At 39.7% G+C, this 14,164-nt stretch carries 13 protein-coding genes, 1 tRNA gene and 1 pseudogene; 6 read left to right on the forward strand and 9 right to left on the reverse strand.

The genetic code is table 11. The features are described from left to right. Positions 1-216: 216 nt before the first annotated feature. Positions 217-1,470: an MFS transporter gene (locus tag CCK98_RS10375; RefSeq protein ID WP_088086517.1), complete on the forward strand. Its 1,254-nt coding sequence runs from the start codon at positions 217-219 to the stop codon at positions 1,468-1,470. Between the two features lie 226 nt (positions 1,471-1,696). Here the strand turns inward: CCK98_RS10375 and CCK98_RS10380 are convergent, their stop codons facing one another. Further along, complete coding sequence (locus CCK98_RS10380) at positions 1,697-2,446, reverse strand: GntR family transcriptional regulator (protein WP_088086518.1); 750 nt, start codon at positions 2,444-2,446, stop codon at positions 1,697-1,699. A 213-nt stretch (positions 2,447-2,659) separates the two neighbouring features. Between CCK98_RS10380 and CCK98_RS10385 the strand changes: the two genes are divergently transcribed. Beyond that, on the forward strand, positions 2,660-3,631 hold the full coding sequence (locus CCK98_RS10385; RefSeq protein ID WP_256942300.1) for an MBL fold metallo-hydrolase: 972 nt from the start codon (positions 2,660-2,662) through the stop codon (positions 3,629-3,631). A gap of 432 nt (positions 3,632-4,063) precedes the next feature. Next, on the forward strand, positions 4,064-4,585 hold the full coding sequence (locus CCK98_RS10390; RefSeq protein WP_088086519.1) for a recombinase family protein: 522 nt from the start codon (positions 4,064-4,066) through the stop codon (positions 4,583-4,585). A 457-nt stretch (positions 4,586-5,042) separates the two neighbouring features. On the opposite strand, the gene CCK98_RS10395 is transcribed toward CCK98_RS10390, so the two are convergent. Next, complete coding sequence (locus tag CCK98_RS10395; RefSeq protein WP_088086520.1) at positions 5,043-5,165, reverse strand: anti-repressor SinI family protein; 123 nt, start codon at positions 5,163-5,165, stop codon at positions 5,043-5,045. A gap of 273 nt (positions 5,166-5,438) precedes the next feature. Here CCK98_RS10395 and CCK98_RS10400 point away from each other — a divergent pair, with 273 nt between their 5' ends. After that, positions 5,439-5,795 (forward strand): YolD-like family protein, encoded by a 357-nt coding sequence (locus CCK98_RS10400; RefSeq protein WP_256942301.1) that lies wholly within the window; start codon positions 5,439-5,441, stop codon positions 5,793-5,795. Between the two features lie 79 nt (positions 5,796-5,874). On the opposite strand, the gene CCK98_RS35205 is transcribed toward CCK98_RS10400, so the two are convergent. The 6 genes and pseudogenes from CCK98_RS35205 to CCK98_RS10415 form a co-directional block, all read right to left on the reverse strand. Then, on the reverse strand, positions 5,875-6,051 hold the full coding sequence (locus CCK98_RS35205) for a hypothetical protein (protein ID WP_180247431.1): 177 nt from the start codon (positions 6,049-6,051) through the stop codon (positions 5,875-5,877). A gap of 94 nt (positions 6,052-6,145) precedes the next feature. Next, on the reverse strand, positions 6,146-6,469 hold the full coding sequence (locus CCK98_RS10405; protein WP_306298984.1) for a tyrosine-type recombinase/integrase: 324 nt from the start codon (positions 6,467-6,469) through the stop codon (positions 6,146-6,148). After that, positions 6,458-6,709, reverse strand: a pseudogene (locus CCK98_RS36115) (phage integrase SAM-like domain-containing protein); the annotation flags it as partial. The pseudogene CCK98_RS36115 and the gene CCK98_RS10405, both read right to left, overlap by 12 nt. 15 nt (positions 6,710-6,724) lie before the next feature. After that, positions 6,725-6,850 (reverse strand): hypothetical protein, encoded by a 126-nt coding sequence (locus CCK98_RS36120; protein ID WP_256942302.1) that lies wholly within the window; start codon positions 6,848-6,850, stop codon positions 6,725-6,727. A gap of 174 nt (positions 6,851-7,024) precedes the next feature. After that, positions 7,025-7,098, reverse strand: a tRNA-Arg gene (locus CCK98_RS10410). A gap of 64 nt (positions 7,099-7,162) precedes the next feature. After that, the gene (locus CCK98_RS10415) at positions 7,163-7,906 is read right to left on the reverse strand and encodes a TIGR02206 family membrane protein (protein WP_088086522.1); all 744 of its coding nucleotides are present in this window, start codon (positions 7,904-7,906) and stop codon (positions 7,163-7,165) included. 230 nt (positions 7,907-8,136) lie between these two features. Between CCK98_RS10415 and mutS the strand changes: the two genes are divergently transcribed. Next, positions 8,137-10,755: a DNA mismatch repair protein MutS gene (gene mutS / locus CCK98_RS10420; RefSeq protein ID WP_179195755.1), complete on the forward strand. Its 2,619-nt coding sequence runs from the start codon at positions 8,137-8,139 to the stop codon at positions 10,753-10,755. Positions 10,756-10,768: 13 nt separating this feature from the next. After that, positions 10,769-12,685 (forward strand): DNA mismatch repair endonuclease MutL, encoded by a 1,917-nt coding sequence (gene mutL, locus CCK98_RS10425; RefSeq protein WP_088086523.1) that lies wholly within the window; start codon positions 10,769-10,771, stop codon positions 12,683-12,685. A gap of 350 nt (positions 12,686-13,035) precedes the next feature. Here mutL and mreBH read toward each other — a convergent pair whose 3' ends face one another. Beyond that, positions 13,036-14,043: a rod-share determining protein MreBH gene (gene mreBH, locus CCK98_RS10430; RefSeq protein ID WP_088086524.1), complete on the reverse strand. Its 1,008-nt coding sequence runs from the start codon at positions 14,041-14,043 to the stop codon at positions 13,036-13,038. Positions 14,044-14,164 lie beyond the last annotated feature (121 nt).

Below are 14,164 nucleotides of genomic sequence, written 5' to 3' on the forward strand. Positions count from 1 at the left end.
AGTGGTCATCGCGGCGGTCCAAAGGCAAAAGCGTTTGATCACTTCCGTTTTAGCGTGTAAGTCTTTAACCTTTGTTGTTAATAGCTTAAAGGGGGTGAAAATGGACGGTTAAAAGGATGACTGGAAATCTAAACATCGGGGTGGATGGAATAGGACTGTCAAAAATATTCAAAATATTCAGAACTATAATTAAAATTTAAAGGGGTGTTTAATTTTATGGAAAATAAAAAGTTTTGGACTTATGAAAATAAGTTAGTGGTAATCGTCTTCTTCACAATCGGGTTCGTTTTCTTTGACCGTTTAGCGATAAACTACCTATTCCCAATGATTTCTGTTGATTTAGGACTAAACTACACGCAATTAGGTTTACTTGGAGCAGCTCTTGCGTTAACTTGGTCAGTATCCGGTCCATTAGGTGGATTCATTTCAGATAAAGTTAAGAGTAAGAAATCAATGTTAGCAATTTTAGTACTCGCATTCTCGCTTATTTCATTAGCGCACGGTTTAGCACAATCATTTGCCATGTTATTCGTCCTACGTCTATTAATGGGTATTGTAGAAGGTCCACTGATTCCGCAAACACAATCGATTTTAGCAATGGAATCTTCGGAGCGTCGTAAAGGATTTAACTTAGGCTTTACCATGAACACAAGTAACGCATTATTCGGCAGTATTTTAGCACCTGTAGTCATCGTTGCGTTAGCAACAAATTTTGACTGGCACACTGCCTTCTATTTAACGATTATTCCTGGGATTATTTTAAGCTTTGTCATCCTCAAAACCGTTAAAAATCCAGACCCAGCGAAATTCCATGCTATGCATGCGACAAAATCGTCTGAAAAAGTGAAAGTGAAAGATGTCCTTAAGCACCGTAATATTTGGTTATCAGTTGTTGTTTTCAGTTTAGTTATGACCACACTTATGGCATTCCAAATTTTTGGGCCAACCTATTTAGTCCAAGCAAAAGGTTTATCTGAAACAAAAATGAGTTTCGTCATGGCTACATTTGGAGTTGGATTTGCAATCTTCGGTTTCTTAATCCCAGCCATTTCAGAGCGTACCGGACGTAAACCGGCTTCTTTAGTTTCCGGCTTGTTGTTAATTCTCATACCACTAGCTATCGTTTTTGTGGATTCCATTCCATTAATGATGCTGCTTTTATTCATTGGTTCGGCTGGTTCAGGTGTAATTGGTATGTCGATGTCAGTTATTCCGGTTGAGTCTGTTCCTTTACAATACTCAGGTCTAGCAATCGGTTTAACAATCGGTATTGGTGAATTAATCGGTGGATTCTTAAATCCAATGGTGAATGGTGCTTTAGCAGATATATATGGTATTCAAACACCATTATTCGTAGCTGCCGGTGCTGCTGTGTTGGCATTACTATTCTCATTCTTCTTCAAAGAAACAGCACCATCTAAAGTACAATTAACCAAGGGACCAGAAATCAAAAGTAGTGTCCAAGTTTAGTTTTAGTTGTTCATTAACAACTCTTCTTGGAAGGATGCGAGGATGTTAACCTACTCTAACATGAGCTTAAACTATTCATTTCAATAGGTTAATAGTATTTCCACGGAAGTGAGCCTAGCGACGAAAACCAAAAACGTTGCGTTTGGTCACTTCCGTTTTATAGTTAAACCTTCTAAAATTTTTGAATACGATGGCAGTTAATCATAAATCAAACGATTTTTAACGATTATCGATTGACCATGAAGGCGTACTTGTAGTCTTCGGCCCTGTGAACAGCTTTTCTCCAGCCAATAAGGATGTCATTCCGTGTGTACATAGTTGTCTCCATTACGAGGATCGGATCCCCGGGTGTAACGCCCAGGACCTGCGCCTCCTCATGACTTGCGCTTGTTGCCCAAATTTGATGTTCACCTCGGGACAGGGAGATCCCCAGATCGCGTTCGAGGAGAAAGAAGACATTCCCGACTTCCTCAAGTTCCCGAGCGCCTGGTTGGAAGTCTTCCGGGACACTTAGATAGGTCTGCGTCCATACAAGCGGCTTATCTTTGAACCAGATCAGACGAGAGATGCGCAGTACCTCGTCGTTAGGCTCGTAGCCAAGTAAAGAACGCTGATTCTTCGGGGGAGGGACCCGATCGACGTCCAAGACTTTCGAGTTAACCTCCATTCCCTGTTTGCGAAAGTAGTCGACCAGCCCGCCTAGTTCAAGACCTGGAGGGCGAACGGGTATCCCCTGAACTGGGAAGGTGCCCTTCGCACGCTCCCGGTACACATATCCCTCAGTGGTGAGTTCCTTTAATGCCTGGCGAACAGGTGCCCGACTCACGTGGAAGCGCTGAACTAGCTCCTGCTCAGTACTGAAGGGTCGACTCGTCTCACCTTCAGAAGCCTGCAGTTCCTCAATCAAGATTTGCTTGATTTGTTTATAAATGGGAATCCCAGAGCTGCGATCAATCGTATGTTTTTTGTCCTGCATTTTTTGTCCTCCTTCATTCAAGATAGTCGAATACTCTGGATGTATTGTGTGGGGGCTTGTACTCTCTTCTGAATTTCCTACGATTATGAAAACCTACTAACATTCTTTTAATAGGTTTTCATAATCCTCCTATTGTTAAGTATAAATTGTTATACCAAAGTTACAAGTTTTTTTCAAAAATTCACTATCTTGAAATAGAAGGAGGGGGATTCTTTGTCTTTGATTAATAAAAGCAAAGTGGAAGTTTTTCCTGTGATCGTTCCGGCTTCCAATAAATTGAAGAGTTTTAACTTTTTCTTAGTAAAACAGGAGAATTCCATAACGTTAATTGACACCGGATTGAACTCGGATGGCTGCTGGAATGCCTTACAAAAGACATTAAGTGATCATGATTATACACTTTCTGATATCAGAGGGATTTTACTAACGCATCATCACACAGACCATATTGGCTTACTCAACCGAATTGCCTCCATCCATTCCATTCCAGTATACGCGCATCCTTATGCCATAAAGGTGCTGAAAAGAGACACTGAATATATAAAAATGAGGGTAGATTTTTTCAGGAAGCTGTACGAAGAGATGGGATGTGGTGAAATTGGTAAGAAGCAAGCAGCTAATTTACATCATCCAATAATTTTAGATGAGGATAAGAAAATCCATTGCGAAATCCAAGAAATAACCAACAACCAACTTTTTGGCTTTGATATTTTGGAAATCCCAGGGCATGCACCAGACCAGGTTGCCTTCTATCAGAAAGAGTGTAAGTGGCTATTTACTGGAGATTTATTAATTGAACATATAACAAGCAATGCCTTCATTGAACCAAATTATGATGGGACCCGTATAAAATCCCTAGTACAACAAAAGCAGTCACTAGAGAAATGTTTATCATTGAATGTTGAACTCGTTTTTTCAGGTCATGGTATGATCATAGACAATCCTGTTGATTTAATAAATGAAAGATTAAAAGAGATAGATGAAAAAGCCAACCAATACCAAAACATGATCATATCTGGAATTTCAACCGCAAGTGAAATAGCCCAATTTCGATATAAAGAAAAGTATGAAAAGCAGTTTTTCAATGTGATGTCAGAAATTATTGGATATCTAGATTATCTGGAAATACAAGGGGAAATTAAAAAGGAAATGGAGAAAGGGGTTTGGCGATATTATTGCAACTAAATTAGGTTTAACTAAAAATTCTTGAAAGATGGAAAACTTTGTTGATATCGTTATAAAAAGGCAGGTCGGAATGAAGGAGTTTTTTACAGATATGGTTACAAAATTACAGATAATCGACATTTTACGTAATTTTCTATTGTATTTTTATTCAATGTCATACAGTAAGAATGTTTCTAAACCAACACTTATCACGGTTGGTTTTATTCAAAAGGTCATTTTGGAATCAATTAGAATCCAAAGTTTGTGAAATGTATAAGAATTTGTATAAAGAGAATGTTGGTCTGATAAGGTTCTGAATGTAACATAATTTACATTCTGTTACATTAGTTGAATTTACGAAAATTACTAAGATAAGCAGTGGTCTCTAAATTAATGTGTCAGCATATACCTTTATTAACTGTTTACAAAACCCCAATAAGTGGAGGGCTTGGAATGAAAATTGGGTATGCTCGTGGTTCAACAATGGAACAGAACTTGGACTTACAATTGGAGGCTCTAGAGAAAGTTGGAGTTGAAAGACTCTTTACAGAGAAAGTGTCTGGAACAAAGAAAGCCCTTCCAGAACTAGACCGTTGTCTAGACGTGTTACGCTCTGGAGATATACTCATTGTTTACAAGCTCGATAGACTTGTAAGTAATATCAAACACTTAATTGAGCTTAGTGAGAAACTAGAGGAGCTTGGAGTCAATCTGGTGAGCATTTGTGACTCAATCGACACAACAACTCCAGTTGGAAAGGCTATGTTCAATATGATTGGAGTTATCGCAGAACTGGAAGGAACAAAAACTGATCTTGAGAAAGCCAGAGGAAGGATAGAGGTAAATCCAGAAGACCATCCAAGTGCATTGGATTTATACGACTGGGATTGGGAAATTGAAGGAATCACTAAAATGACTGGAGTCAGCGAAGAAGAACTTTATAGTATGCTGAAGGAACGTTCTGAAAAAGGTTAACCAAATTGGTTGACCTTCTTTTTTTGCCTAAGTCATTGGTTCACTGTACACAGCAATTTTTTAAGCTCTGTCCGTAAGTAATTAGCAGCGGAATTATTGAGCTTTTTATGACAGAATGTATACAATTTGTCGAGCAAATGTTCCTTAAGCAAAGTCTATTAATATACACAATCCCTAAGCTGACAATGGTTAGAAAGCACGTTCATGAATAATTCCAGAGTTTACATGTAAATAAAGTTGTTAGCTGCTTTTTTGTCTAAAATCTGACATTTTGTGTACTTCTCATTCTCACTAAAATGTTCACAATCACAGTGTACATAAGGGTTCTCTTTGCAGTGTGTTGGTCATTTTTTATGTCATATACGACAATAAATAAAAAAGTAAGTGAATAATTGTTTTACGATCGTACTAAACAAATCTAAATTAGATAGCTTAGAAAAAAAAGACCCTTGACGGTCTAAGCAGAATGCATTAGGAAATCTCTAATTTTTTCGATAGAAATCCCTATATTTCGGGCTTCCAAAATCAGGTCTATCCATTCACTATCTAGTTCTTTTTCATTAGGTAAATTTGTATCCATCTATCCTCCTGAAATATTTTGATAGCTAAGCTACCATAGTGAAGAACCTTAGGCATGAAGCTTTGAAGCCCGATCTAGATATTTTCCTTTACTGTATTAAAGCTTTAAAGCTTATAAGAAAATAGTACCATATTTGTTTATTATTAAGAATGAGAAAATTTCGACAATATACGCAATTTTGAATTAATATGCTGAAAAGATTTACAATAGATTTTTTTTATCTACATACAGAACGTTAGTTCGCGTATAATAATAGCGAAGGAGTTGACCGTAATGACGATAAAAGATCGCGGTTTAATTAAATGGAATGCAGCGTCCTTTATGCCGCAAGTATTCGAGCAGCAGCGCGAAATGTTCAAGGATCAAGAACGCCAGCCATGGCCGTTGCTAAGCGAATTCGATACGGAGGAGTTTGACCAGCGGATAGACTACGCGATAGAGTTCAAATTAGCGGTGAGGCTTACGGTATGGGAGGACGGCTTTACTACGGAGATGACCGGACATATACATCACGTGGATCCTATTACCATCAGCTACGCATTGAATTTAAAGACGGAGAGTTTGAGCGGGTGGCGTTCGATAGTGTTGTCGGAGTTAAGGTCGTTGATTGATTGCTTTGCGTCACCTTAACCGGTGGCGTTTTTATTTGTACAAAAATTAAAGAAAGCCCTATGTTCAAGGGCCTAATTGTCGTGTAAAGTATCGATAATTAATTCTTAGAGTTTTCCTCAATTTTATGAATATACACGACACCGCTCGTTACAACTGAACCATTTGTTTCACCGCAATGGGGGCAATTTATATACTCACGCTCTCTGCCTCCAGGGACATTCATTTCCGTAACTTGGAAATAAAACTCTTTTTCACATTTTTTGCAGTTCATCAAAAGACATCCCTCCGTGTACTTTTATTAGTAACTCAAAGTATACATTTGCCAAGTTGTAAGCGTTTTCTTTCTTAATGTTATTCATTTGACGGAATTATAAAAGATGTCGCATTCTCTTAGCGACCTCTCGGCTAATAGGTATCTCGCGAGACTTCCGACTCTTTGCAATCTGAGACGGCACAGTGACCGTTAAATCTTTGAAATCAATTTGAGCTGCGGTTAATGACAATGCCTCACCGATTCGTAGGCCGGTATCCAATAACAATAGAATAAGAGTCTTATCACGCCATTGTGCAAATTGCCGATCGTCATAAGAGGTGAGAATGGCATCGATTTGCTCGTCCGGAATGCCTGGAACTTCTTCATGGGCATCGTCGCGTACTTGCGAAATATTCTGCATTGGATTATTCGGAATCATACCTTCGTTAAATAGAAAACGAAACATCGTACTTAGTCCGCGAATCCGTATATTAATAGTGTGTACCGATAATCCTTTACCGCTACGTTTCCGTTGAGGGTCCTCGGCATAAGGCGTCCTTTCCGTGCGAAGGTAATTAATATAATTGCGAATATTGTCCGCGGTAATATCATTGACATTCGTGATGTGCTCGTCTAACCATTGCCGAAAGTAACGGAAAATATCATGGTATCCGGTGAGAGTTCCCGGCCGAACTCATTCCGCTGTTTTAGCGCGAATAAAGATTTCGATGGCTTCCTCAATGGTATATAAGACTTCCCGAGGCTTTTGGACTTGGGGCGCTACTGTTGCTCCTCTTTCGCCAATAAACTTACGTTTCATACGGTTTTAACTCCTTCTGTAATTCAGCCGCAAGTGTCCTACGTTCACCATTCGATGTCCTACAGCGTCAAAAACCACGTCCTACAGACTACAAAAAAACGCTATGTCACCGCATTGTCACCGTATTGATTGACGGATGACAAACCGCGATACATAGCGCTTTAATAACGAAGATGTCCCAGAGAGGATTCGAACCTCCGACCTACAGTTTAGGAAACTGTTGCTCTATCCTACTGAGCTACTGAGACAAATCAAATAGGAACGTTATTTATTATAATTTGTTAATTCTAAAAGGTCAATAAAAAGTTGAGATTATTGAATTGGCAGGTCTCTCGCCATTTCGGTTTTTTTTGCAGCCTTCTCACGGAAAATCAACCAGACGATTATACTAAGCCCAATTAATAGACCTTCTAGCGATAAAATGTACCATGGATAAGGTCCTAAAACATCTAATAAACTCGCACTGTCCGGTTTATGACTTAAGAACATATAATTTCCGTCCACCAGCTTATTGATCAACATAATAATCGGCATTAACACATTCAAAAAGATACATAATTTTAATACTGACCATATCGTCGGTCGGTATCCCTTTACCCATGTACAATAAAGCGGCACCCAGATTTCCATCAAATGTGTATAAAAGAAATGGAAAAACCGAAAATGCGGGAAGTCATAATTTAATGATGGGGTTAATAACGCCTGAGATGCGCCTAATAATACAGTGAATAATAAAATCTCATAGATTATTTTTTTCTTAGTTAGCAATAAAATGACGGTTAATATCAGACTGATGCTGCACAATTCTAAAGGGATGGCGTGACTCACATCCCAACTTCCATTCACAATCATCCAAAAATGATAAGTCAATTCCATAATGATTAGTGAAATAGCGACCCCGATTTCAGTCCGTCTCCATTCATTAGCCTTCAATTTATCTCTAAACAGGAACAGGCAGACTGAAACTAAGAGTAAGATAGAGATAATAACAAAGTGACTTGCAGAAAACATCTCAAAATCAAAGTTTTTGTTACTGCGGCCAAACACTCCATCCATATTACCACCACCCCTGTAGACAATAATCAAAACAATTATCAATTGTAAATTAATGCTAGTTTTACTTTAATAATTATATTCTATGGGATTTGCTTTTACTCCTCTTAAGAAATTTTTATTATTTCCTTTTTGATTATGATTAGGTTTTTTCTTCCTAATAAAGTCTTCTCCAATTATGGTATAATAATTTGTCGAAGAAAATCGAAAGACTTTATTTAGTGGAGGTCATTATGGCTGCATATACGCCGATGATACAGCAATACTTAACAGTTAAGGCAGATTACCAAGATGCCTTTTTATTTTTTCGTTTAGGCGATTTTTATGAAATGTTTTTTGACGATGCGATTAGAGCTTCGCAAGAATTAGAAATAACTTTAACGAGCAGACAAGGTGGCAGCGATGACCGGATTCCGATGTGCGGCGTTCCCTACCATGCGGCACCGAACTATATTGAACAACTTATTTCAAAAGGCTATAAAGTGGCCATTTGTGAGCAAGTTGAAGACCCGAAACTGACCAAAGGGATGGTAAAAAGGGAAGTTGTCCAATTGATCACACCGGGTACAGTGATGGAGGGCAAGGGATTAAATGATAAAGAGAATAACTATATTGCCTCGATCACAAGCTTTGATGACCAAACCTATGGTTTTGCCTACAATGATATCTCAACCGGCGAAAGCCGGGTTACGTTATTATCAAATAATTTTGACGAAGTTTTAAATGAGTTAGCCGTATTAAGTGCAAAGGAAGTCGTTGTCTCTAGCAGTTTTGACGGAGAACTACAAAAAAAACTTCGTGAACGCGATGTATTAGCGATTTCGTTTGAAGATAATAGTTCAATAGATATCAATTATTCGCATTTACTTCAAGATTTGAATCAAGAAAAATTAAAGCAATCCATCGCAAGACTTTTTAACTATTTATACCGGTCACAAAAAAGAAGTTTGGACCATCTACAGCCAGTCACTACCTATCAAATCCATCAATATATGAAAATTGATTACTATTCAAAGCGCAATCTTGAACTTACGGAAACGATTCGTTCCAAAGGAAAGAAAGGTTCATTATTATGGCTCCTGGATGAGACGATGACCGCAATGGGCGGCAGGATGTTAAAACACTGGATCGACCGACCGTTAATCAATCAGAATGAAATTGAATCACGTCAAACCATCGTTGAAGTCCTGATGTCTTATTATTTCGAGCGTCAGGAACTTCGTGAAAAGCTGAAAGAAGTTTACGATTTAGAACGATTAGCGGGAAGAGTAGCCTTTGGCAATATTAATGCCCGTGATTTGGTCCAATTAAAGCGTTCATTAATGCAGGTCCCTTACTTGAAACAAATCCTTTCAGGCATGCAAAATGAAAAGGTGAGCCAAATTGCCGATCTTCTTGACCCGTGTGAAGAGATCACAGATCTATTGGAGCAGTCGATTGTTGAAAATCCACCGCTTTCCTTAAAAGAAGGCAATATGATTCGTGATGGATACAATGCTCAGCTCGATCAATATCGTGATGCCAGCCGGAACGGGAAAACGTGGATTGCCCAACTCGAACGTGAAGAGCGCGAGAAAACCGGTATTAAATCGTTGAAAGTAGGCTATAATCGTGTATTTGGTTACTATATTGAGATTACCCGGGCGAATCTGCATCTTTTAACAGAGGGTCAGTATGAACGGAAGCAAACCTTATCGAATGCAGAACGGTTTATCACTCCAGATTTAAAGGAAAAAGAAGCATTAATTTTACAAGCTGAAGAAAAATGCGGTGAGCTTGAATATGAGTTGTTTACCGAAATTCGCGAAATTGTGAAGGAACAAATCCCGCGCCTACAGTCCTTGGCAAAAACGATTAGTGAGCTTGATGTCTTGCAGTGTTTTGCTCAAGTAAGTGAAGACCGGCACTATATAAAACCGCAGTTTTCTATGGAAGGCCGGGTCGTTGTAAAGGAAGGCCGCCATCCAGTCGTTGAAAAGGTATTAAACGCCCAAGAATATGTTCCGAATGATTGCTTCATGGACGGCGAGCGCGAAGTCTTGTTGATAACGGGTCCGAACATGTCAGGGAAAAGTACGTACATGCGCCAAATCGCGTTAATCTCTATATTAGCCCAAATTGGCTGTAATGTTCCGGCCACAGAAGCGGTTCTGCCGATTTTTGACCAAATATTTACCCGCATCGGTGCCGCTGACGATTTGATCTCAGGACAAAGTACCTTTATGGTTGAAATGTTGGAAGCCAAAAATGCGATTTCAAATGCGACACAAAACAGCTTAATTTTGTTTGATGAAATTGGGCGCGGTACATCTACTTATGATGGAATGGCACTTGCTCAAGCCATCATTGAATATATTCACACCCAGATTGGGGCAAAGACTCTATTCTCCACCCATTATCATGAATTAACGGTTTTAGAGGAAGAACTGGATAAGTTAAAAAACATTCACGTCAGTGCGATTGAACATAATGGAAAAGTTGTTTTCCTTCATAAAATTAAAGAAGGACCGGCTGATAAGAGCTACGGGATTCATGTTGCCCAGCTTGCAGGCCTGCCTTCAGAATTAATCAGCCGTGCCAATGAAATATTAACCGCACTCGAGCAGTCTGATATCCAACCAGACAAGCCAAAAAAAGATGTGGTAAAAGTAGTGGAAGTAGTGGAAGTAGTGGAGGTACAAGAACAACCTGCCCAACTATCTTTCTTTGATGAACCAAAAGAAGTGAAAAAGCAAGATCTCTCTTCGAAGGAGAAAAGAGTCATAGAGAAAATGAAGGAACTTGATATATTGGATTTAACACCACTTCAGGCCATCAACCTGTTGTACGAGCTCCAGAAAAAGTTAAAGTAGGGGGTGAATCCGAATGGGTAAAATTATTCAATTAGATGATGCCTTATCTAATAAAATCGCGGCCGGGGAAGTAGTCGAACGGCCTGCCTCTGTTGTAAAAGAGTTGGTTGAAAATTCGATTGATGCCGGAAGCACCGTGATTGAAATTGAGGTAGAAGAAGCGGGACTCGCCAAAATCCGCATTACTGATAATGGAAATGGCATCGAGGAAGAGGATGTTTTACTCGCCTTTCAACGTCATGCCACATCCAAAATTAAAAATGAAAATGATTTGTTCCGCATCCGGACTCTCGGGTTCCGTGGAGAAGCCCTGCCAAGTGTTGCCTCGGTTTCACGGCTCGAGATGAAGACTTCTACAGGTGAAGGTGCCGGAAATCGATTGGTGATTGAAGGCGGCAAAGTTGAAACGTTTGAAAAAGCTTCAAGCAGGCGCGGGACTGATATCTCGATTACTGATTTATTTTTCAACACACCTGCCCGTTTAAAATATATGAAGACGATTCATACTGAGCTTGGAAATATTACAGATGTCGTGAATCGACTGGCCCTTTCACATCCAGAGGTGGCCTTCCGCCTCATTCATAATGATCGCAAACTGCTGCAAACGAATGGTAACGGGGATGTTCGTCAGGTGCTGGCATCGATCTACGGTATGGGGATCGCCAAGCAGTTAGTTCCAATCACCGGTCAATCACTTGATTACAAAATTAGTGGATTTGCATCGATGCCTGAGGTAACGAGAGCCTCAAGAAACTATATTTCGACGATGATTAATGGCCGATTTATAAAGAACTATCCATTAGCCAAGGCAATTCAAGAAGGCTATCATACCTTGCTTCCGATTGGCAGGTTCCCGATTGTGCTCCTTAATATTGAAATGGACCCTTTACTCGTTGATGTCAATGTTCACCCCTCGAAAATGGAGGTCCGCATTAGTAAAGAAGCGGAACTGAATGAGCTTGTCACTTCGATTATAAAAGAAGCGTTTAAATCAAAGATCCTTATCCCAACAGCATATACAGCGGTGAAAAAGGATGTACCGAAGGAAGAACAAACTTCTTTGGTTCTGGATGAAGGTACAAGACCAGCACCTGATGAGAAAGAGTTTGAATGGAATCAACCAGTTGCAGCAGCAACTATCCTGGAGAACCGTCCATGGCTGGAAGTGCCTGTTGAGACACCTGTAAAAAAATTACCTAGTTTCCAGCGTGATGAAGCGACAGGTGGAAGAGACAGTTGGCAATCTATTAATCCATTTAGTGAATCAGATGACGAACCTGATGTTAGTAATCAAACGATTGAACTTAATGTGGATACTGTTGAGACAGGAAATGTCTCGGTCGAGAGCAGAGTTCCACGGTTATATCCGATTGGACAAATGCACGGAACTTACATTTTTGCTCAAAATGAAAATGGCCTTTATATCATTGATCAGCATGCGGCCCAGGAACGGTTGAAGTATGAGTATTTCCGTGAGAAAGTTGGGCAAGTCCAATCAGAACTGCAGGAAATGCTTGTGCCATTAACCTTTGAATACTCGACGGATGAATTTTTGAAAATAAATGAATACCAAAGTGAGCTTGAAAAGGTCGGGGTGTTTCTTGAGGAATTTGGACTAAATAGTTTTATTGTCCGTTCTCATCCACAGTGGTTCCCAAAAGGGGAAGAAAAACAAATCATAGAAGACATGATTGAACAGCTTTTATTGATGAAAAAGGTGGATATTAAGAAACTACGTGAAGAAGCAGCGATTATGATGAGCTGCAAGGCATCCATAAAAGCAAATCGGCATTTAAGAAATGATGAGATTCAAGCACTCCTTGATGATTTGAGGAAAGCATCTGATCCATTTACTTGTCCGCACGGCAGACCGATTATTGTGCATTATTCGGTTTATGAAATGGAGAAAATGTTTAAACGGGTTATGTAACTAAGAAGAACGTTCCTATTTTATTAGGAGCGTTCTTTTATTTTGAGTGTTGGTTAAGTGATTTTATTGAAAAGATGGATGGCTCTACGTGCCCGAAACCGAGGGTAAACATTGAATATGGTAACGTAGAGAGGCCCTACGTGCCCGAAACCGAGGATAACCAATGAACCCGGTAACGTAGAGAGGCTCTACGTGCCCGAAACCGAGGGGAAATAAAGAATCGGGTAACGTAGACATGCTATTCATGACAACCCAAAAGAAAAAAGCTGCAGAAAAGGATTTTTCTGCAGCTTTGATATTACTATTAATTTGAGTGCAATCTCTGGAAATGATCTTGCCGCCAAAGTTGCTTATTTCACAGCTACTGGGAGCTTGCTCATATACATTAGGGCCTTTCCAGTTCCAATGGCTACCGATTCTAGAGGGTTTGGGGCAAGCTGGACAGGAACAACTATCTCTTCACTTAGCCATGCCTCCATGCCATTCAATAATGCTCCACCGCCAGTCAGAATTACGCCCCTGTCGACAATGTCTCCACTGAGCTCTGCTGGGCAATCCTCTAGGGTTGCACGAATGGCTTCTAAAATATGCAATAGTGCTTCCTTGATCGCCACACGAATTTCATAGGATGAAAGTTTAATCGTTTTTGGCAGTCCAGTTAAAAGGTCGCGTCCGCGGACATCCATGAAACGTTCTTCATGGTCAATGAGAGCAAAACCAATTTCCATTTTGATGTTTTCCGCAGTTCTTTCACCAATTAGGATATTATATTCTTTCCGAACATGTTGAATAATGTCTTCATCGAGGCGGTCACCGCCAATTTTAATCGAATGGCATGCAACTACCCCGCCAAAGGAAATAATCGCTACTTCAGTATTGCCGCCGCCAATATCCACTACCACATTGGCAACCGGCTCATCGACAGGTAATCCAGCACCAATTGCGGCAGCAACTGGTTCCTCAATTAAGCTGATTTTTTTTGCCCCAGCCTGTCTTACTGCATCTTGGATCGCTCTTCTCTCAACACTTGTGGAACCAGATGGAATACTAACAACGACATTTGGTTTACGCACAGCAAAACCAATCTTTTTGGATGCATTGCGCATAATGTGTTTTAGCAATTCAGTGGTTACATCATAATCTGCTATTACCCCATCCTTCATGGGACGAATGGCGACGATTTTTTCAGGTGTCTTTCCTATCATTTCCTTTGCTTCTGTACCAACAGCTACAACATTTTTTGTTACTGTATCAATCGCCACAACAGAAGGCTCATTAATAACGATTCCTTTATTTTTACTATAAACTAGTATATTTGCAGTTCCTAAATCAATACCAATATCAAAAGTAGATAACATATTATTTCACCTAATTTCCCTATTTTTCATTCAAAATAAGCTACGCGTTAGTCTACCATAAATTTGGGGGTAGAAAGCCTTTTGTAAATGAACCGTTATCCTTTTGTAAATTAACATGAAA

The sequence above is a fragment of the Bacillus sp. OV166 genome (genome assembly GCF_900177675.1).
In the GTDB taxonomy this organism is placed as follows: domain Bacteria; phylum Bacillota; class Bacilli; order Bacillales; family Cytobacillaceae; genus Neobacillus.

Bases quoted from the DNA above. Each gene is read 5' to 3' on its own strand.
- CCK98_RS10395 (WP_088086520.1), bottom strand. From the start codon at position 5,165: ATGGATACAAATTTACCTAATGAAAAAGAACTAGATAGTGAATGGATA.
- CCK98_RS10380 (WP_088086518.1), bottom strand. From the start codon at position 2,446: ATGCAGGACAAAAAACATACGATTGATCGCAGCTCTGGGATTCCCATT.
- CCK98_RS10390 (WP_088086519.1), top strand. From the start codon at position 4,064: ATGAAAATTGGGTATGCTCGTGGTTCAACAATGGAACAGAACTTGGAC.
- CCK98_RS10400 (WP_256942301.1), top strand. From the start codon at position 5,439: ATGACGATAAAAGATCGCGGTTTAATTAAATGGAATGCAGCGTCCTTT.
- mreBH (WP_088086524.1), bottom strand. From the start codon at position 14,043: ATGTTATCTACTTTTGATATTGGTATTGATTTAGGAACTGCAAATATA.
- CCK98_RS36120 (WP_256942302.1), bottom strand. From the start codon at position 6,850: ATGAAACGTAAGTTTATTGGCGAAAGAGGAGCAACAGTAGCGCCCCAA.
- mutS (WP_179195755.1), top strand. From the start codon at position 8,137: ATGGCTGCATATACGCCGATGATACAGCAATACTTAACAGTTAAGGCA.
- mutL (WP_088086523.1), top strand. From the start codon at position 10,769: ATGGGTAAAATTATTCAATTAGATGATGCCTTATCTAATAAAATCGCG.
- CCK98_RS10375 (WP_088086517.1), top strand. From the start codon at position 217: ATGGAAAATAAAAAGTTTTGGACTTATGAAAATAAGTTAGTGGTAATC.
- CCK98_RS10415 (WP_088086522.1), bottom strand. From the start codon at position 7,906: ATGGATGGAGTGTTTGGCCGCAGTAACAAAAACTTTGATTTTGAGATG.
- CCK98_RS10405 (WP_306298984.1), bottom strand. From the start codon at position 6,469: ATGATTCCGAATAATCCAATGCAGAATATTTCGCAAGTACGCGACGAT.